Genomic DNA, 19,612 nt, shown 5'->3' with positions numbered 1-19,612 from the left:
GCCGCGAGTTCGGCCGCGCCTACATTGAACTGGTGGAAAATAGCCCGCTGGCCAAGGAGCATTGGCAGAAAGCCGCACGCGAACAGGTCTGGATGAGCCATGGCGATCATGTCACCAGCATCCCGTCCGGCTTTAAGGTGATCGCCCGCACGGACAACGCCCCCTATGCCTTCGTTGCCAACGAAGCCAAAAGAATATACGCTGTTCAATTCCACCCGGAAGTTGCCCACACCCCGCATGGCTCCGCGCTCCTGCGCGATTTTGTGAAAGACATCTGCGGTTGCGACGGCGACTGGAACATGCAAGCCTTCCTCGACCAATCGGCCGCCGACATCAAAGCCAGGGTCGGCTCCGAAAAAGTCCTTTGCGCCGTTAGCGGCGGCGTGGACAGCTCCGTGGTGGCGGCCCTCATCCACCGCGCCATCGGCGACCAATTGACCTGTATTTTTGTCGATACCGGCCTGCTTCGCGGCCAGGAAGTCAAACAGGTCATGAGCATGTTCAAGGATGATTTCCACATCCCCGTGAAGCATGTGGATGCCAGCGCCTTGTTCCTCAGCCGCCTTGCAGGCGTGACGGACCCCGAACGGAAGCGCAAGATCATCGGCGAGACCTTCATTGAAGTGTTCGATCAGGAAGCGACCCAGCTTCAAGGCATCAAGTGGCTGGCCCAGGGCACACTATACCCGGATGTGATCGAATCCATCTCCTTCCATGGCGGGCCGAGCCACACCATCAAATCCCACCACAATGTCGGCGGTCTGCCAGAAAAAATGAACCTCAAGCTGCTGGAGCCCGTCCGCGAGCTGTTCAAGGATGAGGTGCGTGCCCTTGGCCGCGAGCTTGGCATGAGCGACACGATGGTCAAGCGCCATCCTTTCCCGGGCCCGGGCCTTGCCATCCGCATCCCCGGTGAGGTTACGAAGGAAAAGGTAGCCATCCTGCAGCAGGCCGACGCCATCTATCTGGAAGAAATCCGCGCCGCCGGCCTTTACGATGCCATCTGGCAGGCGTTTGCCGTGCTGCTGCCGGTCAAAACCGTCGGCGTAATGGGCGATGCCCGCACCTATGAAAGCGTCTGCGCCCTCCGCGCCGTCACCTCAACCGACGGCATGACCGCCGATGTTTACCCGTTCGACATGGGTTTCCTTACCCGGGTGGCCAACCGCATCATCAACGAGGTCCGCGGCATCAACCGGGTGGTGGTGGATGTTACCAGCAAACCCCCCGGCACCATCGAGTGGGAATAGCCTAAACTAAGCTAACCGTTTCAGTTAGGAAAACCGGGGCACCGCGACTGGGCCATTGAGGCTCCGCGCCATAAGGGGCGCATATTCCTTGCCGCAGGCAAGGCAGCCAAATACCCTATTAGTGTCCAAAAGAGTTGGGCGCTAATAGGGTTGTCCCTTTGGGGATAAATGTGTAAACACAGGCTTCAACTGCCAATACCCCGCTAGAGGAGATCGCCGTGAACGAGCAGGTCATTCAGGAAATCACCGACGAGGTCAAACGCGACCAGATGATTGCCATGTGGAAGCAATACCAGGGCTGGATCATATCCGCGGTATTGGCAGTATTAATCGGCGTGGGCGGCCAGCAGGGTTATCAGGCCTATCAGCATGCGCAGGCGGAAAAGTCATCGGTCGCCTTTGTGGCTGCCAGCAAACTGGAAGACGAACAAAAACTGGATGATGCGGCCAAAGCCTTTGAAGACACGATGAAGCACGGCACCCCTGGTTTCGGTGCCATTGCAGGGTTCCGCCTGGCGGCCATTTACGGAGAACAGGGCAAAACCGAAGCCCAGCTCGCCACGCTGAAGGCCATTGCCGATGAAACGCGCTTCGATCAGGCCCAACGCGAACTGGCACTGCTTACCTGGGCTTATAATTTGCTGGCTCAAGGCAAACAGTCGGAAGCGGAAGCACCTGTGAAAACCGCCCTGAAAGACAGCCTCTATCCCGGACTGTTCAAAGAATGGCAGGCCATGGCGGCACTGAAGCAAAACGATAGCGACACCGCTAAAATCCTGCTGAATGAAATCGCCACAGATGCCGATGCTCCGGAAAGCCTGAAAATGCGTGCCAAGGGCATTCTGGCCGTGGTGGAAACCGGCACGTCCAAACCGGCCACCGCAGCGGCACCGGCGGAGGCCTCGCATGAATAAACCCGCACGTCACCTGCTGCTGGCATTGTTCAGCCTGGGGTGGCTTGCCGGGTGCAGCACGCTTAGCAACATGTTTGGCAGCGATGAGGAACCGCCGCTGGAAGGCACACGCCTTTCGGTTACGGCCGAGGCGGATAACGCCCTTCCCCAGGCCGAACTCAAGGGTGAATCCATTACTCTGCCGGATGAGCAGGCCCCCAGTTCCTGGGTACAGTTCGGCCTGATGCCGGGCAACCATGCCGCCAATCTTGGCCTTCCAGACCACCAGAAAGGTGAGCTCTCAGTGGCGGATACGGCCAATGCCGGTCACGGCGCAGGCTGGAGCATGCCCTTCAGCAGCATCCCGGTTGCCACATCGGAACGTATTTACGCCATCGACGCCAAAGGCAGCGTGAGCGCGCACAACCGCGATAACCTCAGCCAGCTATGGACCTACGATCCGCCTGAGGAATGGCAGAAAACCTTGCCAGGCGGCGGCCTGGTGGTGGTGGGCGATACGGTTTATGCGGTCAATGGCGGCGGCCTCGTCACCGCCATCAATGCAGAAACCGGCGAAAAACGCTGGGAACGCGTGCTGGGCGTTACGGTACGCGCCGAACCCAAAATACAGGATGATCACCTATACATCTCTGCTGCCGACAACCAGATGCTGGTGATCAGCACCAAGGACGGCAGCATTCTCTGGAAACACCAGGGCATCACCGAACCGCTGCGTATTTTCTCAAGCCTTCCGGTCGCGCTTCATGAATCCGTGGTCGTCGTGCCTTACGGCTCGGGCGAATTATACGCCCTGGATGCCGCCACCTCACGTGAACGCTGGCGCGACATGGTCCAGCCCCGCAAGCGCGGCAACAAGTCAAAAGACATCAATGATCTGGCGGCTCCGCCGATGATCGCCTTCCCCAAAATGATTGCCGCCAGCCGCAGCGGCTTGATCGTTGGCATGGACGTGCGCAACGGCATGCATGTATGGGAACGTGAATTCCCCTCCATCCAGCATGCCTGGCTGGCCGATGGCGTAACGCTGGTACTGACATCCTACAATCAGGCCGCCGCGCTGGATACCGATACCGGCAAGATATTCTGGACGCAGAACCTGCCTTTTGAAGGAAAAAAGAACGAAGCATCGCCTTGGCGATTCATTTTGATGGCAGGCAGCCGTGTGCTGATAACGGGCATCAACGGCGAGGCTGTCTGGCTGAATGCACAAACGGGTGAACAGATCGGCACCCAGTCCTGGCCCAAAGGGGCATGGTCGCTTCCGATTGCCTTGAATGACGGCTGGCTGCTGGTCACCAAGGACGGCACCTTGACCAAGCTCCGCTAACGCCCAGATCATTGGCTTTTATGAACGCATCCGCAACACGCACCCTCGCCATTGTCGGCCGTCCGAATGTTGGCAAATCGACGCTTTTCAACCGCCTCACCGGCCGCCAATTCGCCCTGGTGCACGATCAGCCCGGCGTCACGCGTGACTGGCGCGAGGGCGACGGCTCAATTGCCGATCTCGCTTTCCGCGTTTTGGATACCGCCGGGTGGGAGGACACCGATAAGCAAAGCCTTTCCGGCCGCATGCGCATGATGACCGAAGCCGCCATCAAGGCCGCCGATGCTGTGCTTTTTCTGGTTGACGCCCGTGCGGGTCTTCTGCCGGATGACCAGGAAGTCGCGCAGCTGCTGCGCAAAGCCAAAAAGCCCGTGATACTGGCCGCCAATAAATGCGAAACGCGCCAGTCTCAATTCGAGGCTCAGGAAGCCTGGGGGCTGGGATTAGGTGAGCCCATTCCGCTTTCCGCCTCGCACGGCGATGGGCTGGATCTCCTGTATCAAAAACTTCGTGCCGTCTGGCCGGAGGATGAGCCGGATGAGCCGGAAAGCGCCCTGAAAGCGAAACAATTGCAGATCGCCGTGGTCGGCCGCCCCAATGCCGGCAAATCCACCCTCATCAATCAGCTGGTGGGGTATGAACGCCTGCTCACCGGCCCGGAAGCCGGCATCACGCGCGATGCCATTGCCATCCCCTGGGAATGGCACGGCACCTCCCTTACCCTGATCGACACCGCCGGCATGCGCCGCAAGGCAAACGTGAAAGAAGCGCTAGAACAGATGTCGGTCAAGGACGCCCTTCGCGCCGCCCGTTACGCGCAGGTGGCTGTGGTGGTGATGGATGCCACCGTCGCGCTGGAAAAACAGGATCTCACCATCGCCAGCCACATGGCGGAAGAAGGCCGTGCCATTGTCATCGCCCTGAACAAGTGGGACCAGGTTGAAAATGCCGAAGCCTACCGCAAGAGCCTGCGTTCACGGCTGGAGGACGTGCTCTCCCAGGTGCGCGGGGTACCCATGGTGCCCATCTCCGCCATGCGTAGCGAAGGGATGGACAAGCTCATGAACGAGGTCTTCCGCGTGTACAAGCTATGGAACACCCGCTTCTCCACGGCGGAGCTCAACCGCTTCCTCACCGACGTGCAAGCGCTTCACACACCGCCGCTCGCGGGCAATCGTCCCATCCGCTTCAAATACATGACGCAGATCAAGGGCCGCCCGCCACGCTTCATCATCTTTTGCAACAAGCCCGACGACGTGCCGGAAAGCTACATGCGCTTCATGTCCAACGCATTGCGCGATGCGTTCAACATGCCGGGGGTTCCCATCCGCTTCTTCCTCCGTAAAAGCGACAATCCTTACCACAAAGCGGATAAGGACAAATGAGCATCCAGTTTCAGCACGTGAGTTTTGCCTATAAAGGGCAGCAACACCTGGTGCTGGACGATGTAAATCTGGATGTTGCCGATAATGAAACGCTGGTGGTGGTTGGCGGCTCAGGCAGCGGCAAATCCACCCTCATCCGCTGCCTGTTGAAACTCGCCCGTCCGCGCAGCGGCAGCATCCTGGTTGATGGCGAAGAAATCGGCATGATCGACAGCGCCACATTGCGCCGCAACATGGGCGTTGCGCTTCAGGGAAACCGCCTGTTCGCGCATTTGCGTGTGTGGGAAAACATTGCACTGGGCCTCACGCTTTCCGGCATGCCGCGCGCCGAAGCGCGCAAGGAAGCCGAGAGCCTGCTCGAACTGGTCAAGCTGGACGGCGCCATGTCCTTGCGTTTCCCGCACGAACTCTCAGGCGGTCAGCAACAGCGCGTATGCGTTGCCCGCGCATTGGCCACCAAACCCCGTTACCTCATCATGGATGAACCCTTCGGTGCGCTGGATGCCATCACCCGCCGCGGCCTTCAGGAGGAACTGAAAAACATCCGCTCCACCATGCATGTCAGCATTCTGTTTGTAACGCATGATTTGATGGAGGCCTTCCTGCTGGCCGACCGCATTGCCGTAATGGACGCGGGAAAAATCATTCAATGCGCCGCGCCGGAAACCCTTCTGGAAAAACCGGCAAGCCCGGTGGTCGAAGGGCTCATTGCCAAACCGCTTGCAGACATGAAGCACCTGCTGAAACTGGCGAAGGAGCGCATGGATGCGTAACTACGCACAGTTTCTTCTCTCACGGTGGCCTGAGCTTGCCGCCGGCATTGCCGAACACATCATGCTCTGCGCCATCACGCTGGGCATCGCAGCGCCATTAGGCGTAGCGCTTGGCGTACTGGCATTCCGTAGCCCGCGCATCCGCGGCCCGCTCATGTCGGTTATCAGCCTGCTGCAAACCATCCCGGGCATGGCGCTGCTGGTGCTGATGCTGGCACTGGTAAGGCATATCGGCATGCTGCCCGCCTTGCTTGCGCTGATTCTTTATGCACTGCTCCCCATCAGCCGCAACAGCCTGGTCGGGCTCACCAGCTTCCCGCATAACCTGGTGGAGGCAAGCAAAAGCCTGGGCATGACGCCTTGGCAGCAATTGCGCCATATCCGCATTTTTTACGCATTGCCCTTCATCGTCACCGGCCTGCGCATTGCCGCGGTTCAAACCGTGGGGCTTGCAACGCTGGCCGCCTTTGTCGGCGCGGGCGGGCTGGGCCAATTCATCAATCGCGGCCTGTTTTTATCCGATACCCGCCTTATCCTGATGGGCGCCATCCCCGCCATCATCATCGCCCTTCTGGTAGACGGCGTCATGGCCATGCTGGAAGCATGGGTACGGATACCCCGCCCTTCTTCCGGCTCTCAGCACCAGTGGCAAATGGGCCTGGCTGGCGCGGCCCTTCTAGGTATGGCGCTGTTCACAGCAATGTTTCACCCCTGGTGGCAGGCCAAACAATCCGACGATAGCATCACCATCGGTTCAAAAAATTTCACCGAACAACTCATTGTAGGCGAATTGATTGCCCAGACACTGGAGCAGAATGGTTATCACGTCATACGCCGTTTTGGTCTGGGCGGCAGCTCCGTGCTCCATCAGGCGCTGATCAACGGCGAAATCGATATTGCGGTGGAATATACAGGCACCGCCTTAACGGCCATCCTTCACAAACCCCCGCTTCACAATCGCGAGGAAGCCTTCCTTGCCGTGCAAAAGGAATATAACAGACGTTTCAACCTGGAATGGCTGCCCCCCTTGGGCTTTAACAATAGCTACTGCCTGGCCATTCGCACAGGCGATCCCAAGCTGGAGGGCATTTCCACCATCAGCGATCTGGCGCTTCATGCAAACAACTTGAAAGCAGCCTTCGATTTCGAATTTGCTGAACGCAAGGACGGCTACGCAGGCCTGCGGCAGGCATATGGTTTAAAATTTGCCGAGATTCGCGACATTCACCCCGATATTCTCTACGACACCCTGACCAAGAAACAAGTCGATGTCATCTCGGCCTATTCAACGGATGGCCGCCTTGCCAACTCGGGCTTTATGGTGCTCAAAGACGATAAAAACTTCTTTCCTCCCTATGATGCGGCCATCGTTGTAAGGGAAAAAACCATCCAGAATCAGCCCAATCTTCGTGCTGTTCTCAGACTCCTGAGTGACAGCCTCAGCGACGACACCATGCGGCGCCTGAACGGAGACGTGGATCAGAAAAAGCTGACGGTCCGGGAAGTGGTGAAGGACTACCTTGCCCGGCAAGACGAACTGTAACAATTAAAGGTTATAGTGCCCGCAGGAGATGAACATGTCGAAATTCCTGCGTTTTTTAAAAGAAATCACCATTGGCAACGTGGTCAGCACCATTGTTGGTGTTACAGGAACCCTTGCAATCAAGCGGTTTTTTCCTGAAGTTGCGCTGAAAATCGGGGAAGTCATGCAAAAACTGGTGAAAACCATGCCCCCCAGCGAAACACCAGGCGAAAGCGCCAAAGCCGCGGAAGCCATGACCAACAGCCTGCTGATCAATCTCGCCGGCAGCGCCAACATGCTGACGCAATTCGCCCTTAAAAGATTGAATAATAATGAACATGCGCCTCTGCTGACCGATGCCGGGCGTGTGGGTGCCAGCTATATCGGTGGTTCCGCCGCTTATCAGGGCACCACGGCCCTGCTCTATAATCTTGAGGTTACACGCAACGCGATGGAAAAAATCGAGAATTTCATGGGTAAACTGGTTCATGGTGCCCGTGGCCTTATTAACTCCTCGGCGCGCGAGGAAGGCCCAAGCCCTCTGGACAAGGAAATCGGCAGCCTTATCACACTCTCCATGGTCCCTACCCCCGGCAGCATACCGGGCGCGGCACTGGCCCAGATGGCGTTTGATGCCGTTGCTTGCCCGCAAAAATAGCCAACTGTCACTTTATTTTCGCAGCCAATAAGGTTAAAAGGCGCCAGTCTGACCTGTTGTTGAGCCTATGAACGCCTTTCTGAGCCTGGATGATCTGACCGCCCAAAACCGCACCATTCTGCTGCGGGCGGATTTGAACGTGCCCATGCAGGGCGGCCAGGTGACCGATGCCACACGTATCAGACGGATTGTGCCGACCATCCGCGAACTGGTACAGAAAAAGGCCAAAACGGTCATTCTTTCCCATTTCGGCCGCCCCAAAGGCAAATATGATCCCGGCATGTCGCTGGCCCCCCTGGCCGATGCGCTGGCGCAGGAACTGAACCAGAACGTAAAATTCGGCGTAGACAGCGTTGGCCCTGAAGCCAAATCCGCCGTGGATCGCCTTCAGCCCGGCGAAGTGCTGCTGTTGGAAAATGTCCGCTTTCATGCTGGTGAGGAAAGCAACGATCCGGCTTTTGCTGCCGCCTTGGCGGAATTGGGCGAAGCCTATGTGAACGATGCATTCTCCTGTTCGCATCGTGCTCACGCCTCGGTGGAGGGCCTTGCGCGCCTGCTTCCTGCTTATGCCGGCAGGTTGATGGAAGAAGAGCTGAACGCCTTAAACCTCGCGCTCGAAAAACCGGCCCATCCGGTAGCGGCTATCGTGGGCGGCTCCAAGGTTTCCACCAAACTGAAATTGCTGGGCAACCTCGTCAGTAAAGTAGACATACTGGTGATTGGCGGCGGCATGGCCAATACCTTCCTCTATGCCATGGGCAAACCAGTAGGCGCATCGCTTTGCGAAAAAGATCTTAAACCGACGGTGGAAGCCATCCTGGCAACCGCGCAGAAAGAAGGCTGCGACATTATTCTGCCGGAAGATGTAGTCGTGACCAAAGCCTTCGAGCCCCATGCGCCATGCCGTGTCATCCCTGTGGAAAAAACCCAGCCGGATGACATGATCCTCGATCTCGGCCCCCTTACGCTTGCCGCGCTGGCAACCAAGCTGACGCAATGCAAAACCGCCGTCTGGAACGGCCCCATCGGCGCCTTTGAAACCAGCCCGTTTGACAATGCCACGGTAACCCTGGCCCGCATGATCGCGGGGCTGACCGCCAAAGGAACATTAAAAAGCGTCGCCGGAGGCGGCGACACGGTAGCCGCGCTTCGCCATGCAGGCCTGACCGATCAGCTTACCTATCTCTCCACGGCCGGTGGCGCTTTTCTGGAATGGATGGAAGGTCACGAGCTGCCCGGCATAGCCGCATTGCAGACAGCTAAAGCAGCCGCCTAAACTCCCAGCGCTTCTCGTGCCAGGCGGTCACTTGCCGTTTCAATTGCTTCATAAAGCTGTCCCACCATTTTCTCTGGCGGCAGGCCTGGAGGTATGGGTTTCAGCACTTCAAGCGTAATGACGCCTGGATACTTGGTAATCTGCTTTCTGCCCCAAAAAAGGCCGGAGTTAAGCGCAACAGGTAAAATGGGCACATTCAGCGCTTCATAAAGCGCCATAATACCACGCTTGCGATATTTAACGGGCATCCCTGGGGATGTACGGGTACCTTCGGGAAATATGACAACCGGCCTGCCATCGGCGACTGCCTTTTTCGCCGCACTCAGCATGGTGCTCAATGCATCGCTACCCTTGCTGCGGTTGATCGGGATCATCTCCAGAAGCCGCGTATAAGCCCCAAACAGCGGTATACGCATCAATTCCCGCTTCAGCACGTAGGCGGGCCGTTCCAATATGTCGGTAAAAACCAGCGTCTCCCAGGCGGACTGATGTTTGCATGCAATGATGAATGCCCCTTTTGGCAGATTCTCCAGCCCTCGCCGCTCATCCGTCAATCGGCAGACAAATGCCAGGCTGCCCAGCACCGAGCGCACCCAGCACCGGGCGCCATACCAGCGGGCCTTCTCATCCATGTGCTTAAAAAGAGGAATCCACAGCCCCAGCAGAATCATAAAAAACCAGACACTGGGAATAAAAATGAGCGAGCGTGCCGTGTAAAGCCAGACCCGTGGCGCGGATGTGGTATAACGCGGCATATGTTTGACCCAGAAGGCCTTGGATATATCGGCTTCAGACATGGTTCTCCGCTTCCTGACGAAGGATCTCATCCACATAGGGTCGCGCGTACAAACGCCACATGCTGAGTCCATATTTATGATATTCACCCCAGAGCAGCCGGTATGCGGTCCAGCGGCTAGGCAACTCAGCGGGTTTTTCAAAAGGAAACACCGCATTGGGAATGATGCGCGCATCCGGCAATGCATGCCCCAGCTCTAGCATGGCACGAGGCAAATGATAGTAAGCGGTCACAAGATAAAAACTCTGCACATGGCTGGACTTCACCCAGTTGGCAACCTCCTGCGCGTTACCATTGGTGTCCTGGGCTTCATACCCAAGCGCGATGCGCTGCTGCTTGGCCATCTGTTCCAACGTTTCGCGCGTGCGCCCTTTGGCATGGTTTACCAGCACGTCCTTAACAGTCACCCCTTTACCCACACCGGAAATAAAAAGCCGGTCGGCCAACCCACGCTCGGTTAGCTCAAGCCCTTCCTGCACACGGGCAGCCCCACCCGTCAGCACCACAATGGCATCCGCCTTGTCCACCGGCACAGGCTGGGGCGCTTCCGGCACAAGCCGGAGAAAAAGAGCGAACCCCGCAAGCCAGGCTAAAAATGCCGCCGCTATGGCATATCCGAAAAACGTCAATAGCAGTCGCATCACACACCAACCCTGAAATCCGGCGCGCGCAATTCGCGATAGGTCGTGACACGGGCAGCCAGCACCGTCAGCATCACGGATAAAATACCAACCGCTATAAACAGCCACACATGCGCGCCGCCAAAATCCAGCAGCGGGAGAAATGGCGCCTGGATATGCGTCGAGATTCTTGCAAACACGAGCATGGTGACCAGGGCGCTGATCATACCGGCAACCGTTCCCTGCACACTCATCCAAAGCGCTTTGGCCTGAAACTGGTTGGCGATATAAAAGTCCTCGGCTCCCAAAGCACGCAGCAACTCCAGCGTTGCCCGATGCAAAGCAAGTTCAGTTCGGGTCGACATCACGATAATCACAAGGGTCACGGCCGCAATCAGCCCGACCACCCCAATCGCCAGCCATCCGGCAGACCTGACCAGACGATTGAAATCATTCAGCCAGGCGGCATGGTCATCCACCCGCACATCGGGATAATGTTCGCCCAGCCAGCTGCGGAACGATCCGTCTGCCGCCGGGTCAGGCATCATCATCACATCCACCAACGCCGGCACCGGCAGGCTCTCCGTGCTGACCCCTTCCCCCAGCCATGGCTTTAGCAGCATGTCCACCGTCTCACGGCGCACCGGCTCAATTTTAGTGACGCCCGGAGCATGGCCGATATCGGCCAGCGCTTTTTCCATACGGTCGTGATCTTTGGCGATAGTGGCAGGAATCTGGAGACTCAGGCGAAAATCATACTGCTGGTGCCAATTTTGTGTAGCGGTCTGGATATTCAGCGTCACCGAGGCACAGAGCAATGTCAAAAACACCATAAACGCCAGAATCCATGGCAATGCCGCGTAGGAATCCCTGCCGGAAAAAGGAAAATCGAAACGTTTCATCTGCCATCCCTCTGGTAGGGCGCCATCATACTCCCGCCATACCAGCCAGGCAAGGCGGCCCATGCTGAAAAAAGCAGAAAAAACGGTAGCGGGATAAGCGATTAGGCCCTATCAGTTTCTGCCAACCAACCGTTACCTTATTAAGAATTCCATGGATCATCTTGACCAGCTAGAGGCAGAAAGCGTCTATATTTTCCGCGAAGCGTTCCGGCATATCAAAAAGCTCGGCATGCTCTGGTCCTTTGGTAAAGATTCCACGGTCATGATCTGGCTGGCGCGCAAAGCTTTTTTCGGTCACGTGCCCTTTCCCCTTATCCATTGCGACACCGGCCTGGAAATGGATGAAGTCTATGCCTACCGCGATCAATATGTGCGCGAATGGAGCCTGAATTTTCTGAGCGAGGAATGCCCCGCGCTGGAAACGACCGACCCTAGCCTTCCACACGATGCGCGCGTGGCGGCGCGCAAAACGGGCGGCCTGAAAAACGCCATCGCCAAACACGGGTTTGAGGCCATCATCGCGGGTATCCGGCGTGACGAAGAGGGCACCCGCGCCAAAGAACGTTATTTCAGCCCCCGCAACACCGAAGCCCAGTGGGATGTGAAAAACCAGCCACCGGAATTCTGGAATCAGTTCGCCACGCGTTTTCCGCCTGGCACCCATGTGCGCGTGCACCCGTTGCTGCACTGGACGGAACTGGATATCTGGCAATATATCGATCGGGAAAACATCCCCGTAGTGCCGCTTTATTTCGCCCGTGAATATGGTGAATTCTTCGGCCAGAATTATGGCGGGCAGATGATGCGCTTCCGCTCGCTGGGTGAAAAGGGCATCACCTTCCCGCTTCCCAGCACCGCCAGCAATATCGAAGAAATCATCGCCGAACTGAAAATCACCAAAACCTCTGAACGCGCTGGCCGCCCAATGGGCGCGGACAAGGATGAGTCATCCTTCGAACGCCTTCGTGCTGATGGATACATGTAAAATGAACAACGCCGCGCTCAAAACCGAAATCCAGACGGAAGCCGCCAAATCCACAGCGCTGAAGCTAGTCGTCGTCGGCCATGTGGATCATGGAAAATCCACCCTCATCGGCCGTCTGATGCATGACACAGGCGTACTGCCAGACGGCAAACTCGAGCAGCTTCAGGCCAACTGCCAGCGCCGCGGCATGCCGTTTGAATGGTCCTTCGTGCTGGATGCGCTTCAGGCCGAACGCGACCAGGGCATCACCATCGATACCACCCGCATCTGGTTCAAAACCCCCGAGCGTGATGTGGTCATCATCGATGCGCCCGGCCACAAGGAATTTCTGAAAAACATGATCAGCGGCGCCGCCGGCGCCGATGCCGCCATCCTCGTCATCGACGCCAAAGACGGCATGCAGGAACAATCGCGTCGCCACGGTTACCTGCTGCATCTGCTGGGCATCCGTCAGATGATGGTGGCGGTCAACAAGATGGATGCCGTCGGCTATAGCGAAGCGCGTTTTAATGAAGTGAAGAAGGACTGCCTGGATTACCTCGGCAGTATCGGTGTAAAGCCCGCGCACATCATCCCCATCGCTGCCCGCGAGGGCGAGGGCATGCTCGCTCCGTCCGCGGAAATGTCCTGGTTCCAAGGCCCAAACCTGTTGGATGCCATCCGCGCCTGCGAATCTCATAAACCAGCGGAATCCCTTCCGCTTCGTTTCCCGGTCCAGGATGTGTACAAGTTCGATGACCGCCGCATCATTGCCGGCCGCATCGAAAGCGGCTCGCTTAAAGTAGGGGACACCATTCTCGTCTCTCCGCGCAACCAGCTTGTTAAAGTCAAATCCATCGAAGCCTGGGGCAAAACCGCCCCTTCCCAGGCCTTCGCCGGAGAGTCCGTCGGCATTACGCTGGATGAGCAGCTCTTCATCGAACGCGGCAACATCATCAGCCACGTCACGCAGGCGCCTGTTCTTGCCAGCCGCTTCCATGCCCGCATCTTCTGGCTGGGTAATGAATCGCTGCAAACCGGCAAACGCTACACCATCAAACTTGCCACAGCGGAATTCTGGGGCGAAGTTGAGATGATCCATCAGGTGCTGGACACCGAGACCCTGGGCCATACCGGCGCAAAAACGGTGAGCAAAAACAGTGTCGCTGAAATTTCCATGATCATCCGTGGCCATGCCGCGCTGGACGATGCCGCGGATATTCCGGCCATGGGCCGCTTCGTCATACTGGACGGTTACGACATGGTCGGCGGCGGCATCGTGTCGCTTGAGGGCATCCAGGATATACGTCCGCGCATCCGTGAAATCGCCTCAAGCAACATCACCCATGTGGATGCAGCGGTGGCCTATAACGAACGCTGCCAGCGCAACGGCCATTTAGGCGGGGTTCTCTGGTTCACCGGTCTCTCCGGCGCAGGCAAATCCACCATCGCCAAAGCCCTGTCGAAGCACTTGTTTGAGAAGGGCTATCAGGTTTACGTACTCGATGGCGACAACCTCCGCAGCGGCCTGAACAGCGACCTCGGCTTCAGCCCCGAGGACCGTTCCGAGAACATCCGCCGCGTGGGCGAAGTCGCCTCTCTCTTTGCCGATTCCGGCGTCATCGTCATCTCCGCGCTGATCTCACCCACCCATGCCGACCGCCTGATGGCCAGCAACGCCTGCCCGGATAAGTTCCACACGGTCTATGTAAAAGCCGATGTCGGCACTTGCGAGCAGCGCGATGTCAAAGGCCTCTACAAAAAGGCCCGCGCAGGCGTCATCCAGAACTTCACCGGTATTTCCGCCCCCTACGAAGAACCGGAAGATCCCGAAGTGACCCTCGACACGGTCAACGAATCGCTCGAAACCTGTGTCGAAAAACTTTCCGCCTATGTCGAGAAGCAACTGGTAGCGCCTCTGCGCCATCAATAGGCACTGAACATCGCCATGTCCGAAAACGCCATGAAGATTGCCGATCTTGCCAGCGCCACGCCGGTGCTATCCCTGGCGCATGGCCTGACATTGGCAGACTTGTATGAGCGTGAAGGGCTGATAAAGCTCGACGGCTTTTTCCTCGATTATCTGCGCCACGAACACACGGAATATCACAACCGCCTGATGGCCGCCCGCGCCGAACCGGACAAGCTGGACAATAAAACCTACTCCTCCCTGCTGACCGATCTCGCCCCGGCGCTGGACGCCTTCATGGCAAACCTGTTCGGCATCATGCCGGAACTGAACCGCCTGAACGCCACCCATCACACGCTGGAACCGCTCTACCGCTGCAAGCGCCTTTTCATCCAGCGCCGCGCCGCAAAGGCCCTGACCGCCGAAGCCGCCGCCACGCTTAACGGCAACGACCTGCTGCAGGAACTGGAAAACCACCTCGGCCGTCCCTACGATGAACTGACCTTCGCCACCGCCGTTTGCAACTGGCTGGAAAAAGAAACGGAACATACCGAAGCCCTGAATGCCGCCAGCCGCTTCGCTGCATGGGTCATCCACAATAAGGATGGGCACCATCGCTACGGCCACAGCCTGCTATTCAAGTTCCCCAGAAAACTCGATTTTGAACAGCTTGTCCCGGTCGAAACCATCGAAGTTGATGGCGTGCGCATGCTCGCCCTGCCCCATCATCACCGCCGCCAGCGCAATGGCTTCTCCCTCACCGATCAGGGCGCCACGCTCAAACACGCGCTGGACGAAGCCCATTACTGCATTTTCTGCCACCACCAGGGTAAGGATTCCTGCAGCAAAGGCCTGAAGGAAAAAGACGGCTCCTTCAAAAAAAGCCCGACCGATGTCACCCTCGCCGGTTGCCCGCTGGAAGAAAAAATCTCGGAAATGAACAGCCTGAAAGCAGCGGGCATTTCCATCGGCGCGCTTGCCGTTGTCTGCATCGACAACCCCATGGCCGCGGGCACCGGCCACCGCATCTGCAACGACTGCATGAAAAGCTGCATCTACCAGAAGCAGGAGCCCGTCAACATCCCACAAATCGAAACCCGCACACTAAAAGACGTACTGGAACTGCCCTGGGGATTTGAGATCTACAGCCTGCTCACCCGCTGGAACCCTCTCAACATCCACCGCCCCTTACCCAGGCCCTCCAGCGGTTATCGCGTGTTGGTGGTAGGCATGGGCCCCGCCGGTTACACATTGGCCCATCATTTAATGAATGACGGTCACGATGTCGTGGCCTTGGACGGCCTGAAGATCGAACCAGCGCCACCCGGGCAAAGCGGCCGCGATACACAGCTCAATCCTGTTTCTTTTGCTCCCGTGCATAGCATAGATCAACTGCAACAGGATCTCGCCATCCGCACGCAGGCCGGCTTCGGCGGCGTGGCGGAATATGGCATCACCGTCCGGTGGGACAAGAATTTCCTCTCCATCATCCGCCTGCTGCTGGAACGTCGCCAGCAATTTCTGATGTTCGGCGGCATTCGCTTCGGCAGCAACCTGACGCTGGAAGATGCTTGGGCGCTGGGTTTTGACCATGTCGCCCTCTGCATGGGCGCAGGCAAACCCACCCTGCTGAACATTCCCAACGGTCTTGCGCGTGGTGTGCGCACCGCATCGGATTTTCTGATGAGCCTGCAACTAACCGGCGCCGCCAAAACCGACAGCATCGCCAACTTGCAGCTACGCCTGCCCGTGGTAGTGATCGGCGGCGGCCTCACAGCCATCGATACCGCCACAGAGGCACTGGCCTATTATCCGGTACAGGTGGAACGTTTTCTCGCGCGCTATGAAATCCTTACCGCCACAACCGGTGAAGCCGCTATCCGCCAGCATTGGTCAGCGGAAGACAACCTCATCGCAGACGAATGGCTGGCGCACGCCAAGGCCATTCGCACGGCCAAACAACAAAACCCAAAAGCCGACATCCAAGGCCTGCTGGATAGCTGGGGCGGCGCCACGCTTGCCTATCGTCGTCGTTTGCAGGATGCCCCTTCCTACCGCCTCAATCACGAGGAAGTTGAACTGGCCATGCAGGAGGGTATCCGCTTCCTGGAGAACGCTACCCCTCTCTCCATTGAGCTGGATACATATGGAGCGGCCAGAAGCATTAAACTGAAACTGCCGGAACGTGAGATCGATCTTCCCGCCCGCAGCATTCTCGTCGCCGCCGGCACCCAGCCCAACACCGTGCTGGCCAGGGAACGAAACGACATCGCGCTTGACCGCAATTACTTCCAGGCCATCGACGAACAAGGCCAACCCGTCACACCGGAGAAAATCGCCAAACCATCCAGCGTGAATATCCTCATGTACCGCGCCGCCAACGGCCACGGCATGAGCTATTTCGGCGATCTTCACCCATCTTTTGCTGGCAATGTGGTGAAAGCCATGGGCAGCGCCAAACAGGGCTATCCCCACCTCACCCGTGATCTGCTGCGTCAGCCCCCCGCCAACGCCCAGCTGCGTGAGGATTTCTTCAACCACCTGCGCCAGTCATTACTCGCCACCGTGCATGCGGTGAGCCGCCTCACCCCCACCATTGTGGAAGTTGTTCTTCACGCCCCATTGGCCGCAGAGCATTTCCAGCCTGGCCAGTTCTACCGCCTGCAGAATTACGAAACCTATGCCGAAACCAGGCAAGGCACTACACTAGCCATGGAGGGCCTCGCCCTCACCGGCGCCAGTGCCAATCCCAAAACCGGCCTGCTTTCCACCATTGTGCTGGAAATGGGCGGCTCCTCCAACCTCTGCGCACACCTGAAACCTGGCGAGCCGGTCATCCTCATGGGCCCCACCGGCACACCCACCCACATTCCGGCAAACGATACTGTGCTGCTGGCAGGCGGCGGCCTGGGTAACGCCGTGCTTTTCTCCATCGGCCGCGCCTGCCGCGAACAAAACAGCCGCGTCCTCTATTTCGCCGGTTACCGGAAAAACATCGACCGCTACAAACTCGACGACATTGAAGCCGCCGCCGACATCGTCATCTGGTGCACTGATGAACCGCCGGATTTCATGGCATGCCGCCCGCAGGACCATGTTTTTCACGGCAACATCGTTGCCGCCATGCAGGCCTATGGCGAGGGCAGATTGGGCGAACAGCCCATCTCCCTGTCTGCGGTCAACCACCTCATCGCCATCGGCTCCGACAGAATGATGGCTGCCGTCGCGCAGGCACGCCACACCATCCTCAAGCCCATGTTGAATCCCAACCACATGGCCATCGGCAGCATCAACTCCCCCATGCAATGCATGATGAAGGAAATCTGCGCCCAGTGCCTGCAATTACAAAAAGACCCCGTCACGGGTGAAGAACACTATGTCTTCTCCTGCTTCAATCAGGACCAGCCGCTGGATTGCGTATCCTTCCCGCATCTCAACACACGGCTCATGCAGAATCGCGTCAGCGAATCACTGACCGCGCAATGGCTCAAGCATATCGGGGTTTAAGCACTTCTCGCCAGCAATTCATCTTCTGCGGAATGGCTCACCTCGGGAGGTTTCACATCCTCGACTTCCGCACCGGGAAACGCCTCCAGCCATTCTTTTACATCCGGCCTGGCCAGCAGGGCTTCCCGCACATGCTTTGCATGGCTGGCTTCTTTGGCGGCGATGCTTTCCGTTTTGGCTTCTGCCGTTTCATCCAGCACCACCATCCACGGCGCACCCGTCCACACGCGCAGGCAATGGCTGATACGACCAGCGAAATCCGGCGTTAAGGCCGACCCAACAGGCTTCAACACAAGTCTGCCGTCACCACACTCCACCGGCACAACCTGGCTTCTCAGCAATTGATGCAGCACCATCTCGCGGCGTTCAGAAAACAACGCCACCAATGCATGAAAATCCTCGGGGCTGGCAACCGTCGTTGCCACATTATTTGCCTCCCTGTCATTTGCGAGAGGGGGCATCACATGCACCGCTGGCGGCTGCGGCACAATCTGAAGCACCGGGGCCTGCGCCATCACGGGCAAAGGCTCCTGCCGTTTTGGAGCAAACTGCACAGGTGCCGCTTGCGCAGAAGAACCAGACCCTGGCTTCACCAGCTTCCACAAATCATTCGGCGGCGGCAGCTCGCTCATATAAGCCAGACGCACCAGCACCATCGTCAATGCCTGCAAGGGGCTCGGCGCCTGCTTCACTTCCTGCAGCCCCTTGAACAGGGTCTGCCATGCACGCACCAATGCGGGCATGCTTAATTTCTGAGCCATCTCACTCGCACGCTGCCGTACATCCGCTGGCAGGGAAAGGTCAGCCGCCATATCTGGCATCAGCTGTATCTGCGTAATGACATGCAGCACATCCAGGCTGTCGGTCAAAAGCAGCGAGGGGTCCATGCCTTCGTAATAAAGGCTTTGCGCCAGCTGCACCGCTTCGCTCGCCCGGCCCGATGACACATGCTCAAGCAAATCGAAAATACGTCCTCGGTCTGCCGTACCGATCATGGCCTGGATATGATGCTCCTCCACCTGCCCCATCGCATGCGCGATGGCCTGATCAAGCAACGACAAGGCATCACGCACAGACCCTTCGGACGCCCGGGCAATCATCGCCAGCGCCGCCGGTGTTGCCTGAATCGCTTCCTTCTCGCAGATATGCGTCAGATGCGCCTGCATGGCCGCGGCATCCACCCGGCGCAAATCAAACCGCTGACAGCGGGAAAGAACCGTAACGGGAATCTTGCGCAGCTCAGTGGTGGCAAAAATGAATTTCGCATGCGGCGGCGGTTCTTCCAATGTCTTCAACAGCGCGTTGAACGCGCTGTTGGAAAGCATGTGAACCTCGTCGATGATGTAGATTTTGTAGCGCCCGCTCACCGGCCGGTAATGCACATTCTCGATGATCTCGCGGATATCGCCTACGCCCGTGCGGCTTGCGGCATCCATTTCCAGCACATCCACGTGCCGGTCGGCTGCGATGGCAAGGCACTGCTCGCATTCACCGCAGGGATTGATGGTTGGTCCGCCTTTTCCATCCGGTCCCACGCAATTCAGTGCGCGCGCAATGATACGCGCCGTCGTGGTTTTACCAATACCCCGAATACCGGTAAGCAAAAACGCATGCGCAATACGGTTCATATTAATCGCGTTGGACAGGGTCTGCACCAGCGCTTCCTGTCCGATCAGGTCCTCAAACCGTGTGGGGCGGTATTTACGCGCCAGCACCTTGTATGCCTGGTTGCTGTTACCGGCATTGCCTGTTTCTGTATCCATAGCCAACCCGCTTGCCCCTAAACGGGCAACCCGCAGGAACATGTTT

Annotated in this window: 15 protein-coding genes; 11 read left to right on the top strand and 4 right to left on the bottom strand. The window is 57.8% G+C overall.

Going from position 1 to position 19,612, the window contains the following annotated elements:
- The 8 genes from guaA to pgk all read left to right on the top strand — a co-directional run.
- A partial coding sequence (gene guaA / locus GC177_05465) for a glutamine-hydrolyzing GMP synthase (protein ID MBI1275403.1) occupies window positions 1-1,250 on the top strand: 1,250 nt, incomplete at its 5' end.
- Window positions 1,251-1,468: 218 nt separating this feature from the next.
- A complete protein-coding gene (locus GC177_05460) occupies window positions 1,469-2,164 on the top strand; it encodes a tetratricopeptide repeat protein (GenBank protein ID MBI1275402.1) in 696 nt (231 codons plus the stop codon).
- Window positions 2,157-3,491 carry a PQQ-binding-like beta-propeller repeat protein gene (locus GC177_05455; GenBank protein ID MBI1275401.1) on the top strand — a complete coding sequence of 445 codons (1,335 nt, stop codon included), beginning with the start codon at window positions 2,157-2,159 and terminating at the stop codon, window positions 3,489-3,491. Before GC177_05460 ends, GC177_05455 begins: the two co-directional genes overlap by 8 nt.
- Window positions 3,492-3,511: 20 nt before the next feature.
- The gene (locus tag GC177_05450; GenBank protein ID MBI1275400.1) at window positions 3,512-4,876 is read left to right on the top strand and encodes a ribosome biogenesis GTPase Der; all 1,365 of its coding nucleotides are present in this window, start codon (window positions 3,512-3,514) and stop codon (window positions 4,874-4,876) included.
- Window positions 4,873-5,649 (top strand): ATP-binding cassette domain-containing protein, encoded by a 777-nt coding sequence (locus GC177_05445; protein ID MBI1275399.1) that lies wholly within the window; start codon window positions 4,873-4,875, stop codon window positions 5,647-5,649. The genes GC177_05450 and GC177_05445 overlap by 4 nt, the downstream gene beginning before the upstream one ends.
- Window positions 5,642-7,192: an ABC transporter permease subunit gene (locus tag GC177_05440; GenBank protein ID MBI1275398.1), complete on the top strand. Its 1,551-nt coding sequence runs from the start codon at window positions 5,642-5,644 to the stop codon at window positions 7,190-7,192. The genes GC177_05445 and GC177_05440 overlap by 8 nt, the downstream gene beginning before the upstream one ends.
- A gap of 34 nt (window positions 7,193-7,226) precedes the next feature.
- On the top strand, window positions 7,227-7,829 hold the full coding sequence (locus GC177_05435) for a hypothetical protein (GenBank protein ID MBI1275397.1): 603 nt from the start codon (window positions 7,227-7,229) through the stop codon (window positions 7,827-7,829).
- A 67-nt stretch (window positions 7,830-7,896) separates the two neighbouring features.
- A complete protein-coding gene (gene pgk, locus GC177_05430) occupies window positions 7,897-9,105 on the top strand; it encodes a phosphoglycerate kinase (GenBank protein MBI1275396.1) in 1,209 nt (402 codons plus the stop codon).
- Here pgk and GC177_05425 read toward each other — a convergent pair.
- The 3 genes from GC177_05425 to GC177_05415 are packed head-to-tail and all read right to left on the bottom strand — an operon-like array spanning window position 9,102 to window position 11,486.
- Window positions 9,102-10,088 (bottom strand): 1-acyl-sn-glycerol-3-phosphate acyltransferase, encoded by a 987-nt coding sequence (locus GC177_05425; protein ID MBI1275395.1) that lies wholly within the window; start codon window positions 10,086-10,088, stop codon window positions 9,102-9,104. The two genes, pgk and GC177_05425, sit on opposite strands and share 4 nt — an antisense overlap.
- Window positions 9,895-10,545, bottom strand: a complete 651-nt coding sequence (locus GC177_05420) for a YdcF family protein (protein MBI1275394.1) — start codon at window positions 10,543-10,545, stop codon at window positions 9,895-9,897. Before GC177_05420 ends, GC177_05425 begins: the two co-directional genes overlap by 194 nt.
- Entirely contained in the window at window positions 10,542-11,486 is a 945-nt protein-coding gene (locus GC177_05415; protein MBI1275393.1) for an FtsX-like permease family protein, read from the bottom strand. Before GC177_05415 ends, GC177_05420 begins: the two co-directional genes overlap by 4 nt.
- A gap of 76 nt (window positions 11,487-11,562) precedes the next feature.
- On the opposite strand from GC177_05415, the gene cysD reads away from it, so the two are divergent.
- From cysD to GC177_05400, 3 genes are read left to right on the top strand one after another with little or no spacing between them, the layout of a single operon-like run.
- Entirely contained in the window at window positions 11,563-12,408 is an 846-nt protein-coding gene (cysD, locus tag GC177_05410) for a sulfate adenylyltransferase subunit CysD (protein MBI1275392.1), read from the top strand.
- Between the two features lies 1 nt (window position 12,409).
- Complete coding sequence (cysC, locus tag GC177_05405; protein ID MBI1275391.1) at window positions 12,410-14,320, top strand: adenylyl-sulfate kinase; 1,911 nt, start codon at window positions 12,410-12,412, stop codon at window positions 14,318-14,320.
- Window positions 14,321-14,350: 30 nt separating this feature from the next.
- Window positions 14,351-17,803 (top strand): pyridine nucleotide-disulfide oxidoreductase, encoded by a 3,453-nt coding sequence (locus GC177_05400; protein ID MBI1275390.1) that lies wholly within the window; start codon window positions 14,351-14,353, stop codon window positions 17,801-17,803.
- On the opposite strand, the gene GC177_05395 is transcribed toward GC177_05400, so the two are convergent.
- Window positions 17,800-19,608: a DNA polymerase III subunit gamma/tau gene (locus GC177_05395; protein MBI1275389.1), complete on the bottom strand. Its 1,809-nt coding sequence runs from the start codon at window positions 19,606-19,608 to the stop codon at window positions 17,800-17,802. The genes GC177_05400 and GC177_05395 overlap by 4 nt on opposite strands.
- Between the last annotated feature and the right edge of the window lie 4 nt (window positions 19,609-19,612).

The sequence above is a fragment of the bacterium genome, from assembly GCA_016124905.1.
GTDB lineage: Bacteria > Pseudomonadota > Alphaproteobacteria > Rickettsiales > RI-342 > RI-342.
The sequence above is the reverse complement of the archived record's forward strand: the minus strand, read 5'-3'. Positions and strand labels throughout refer to the sequence as shown.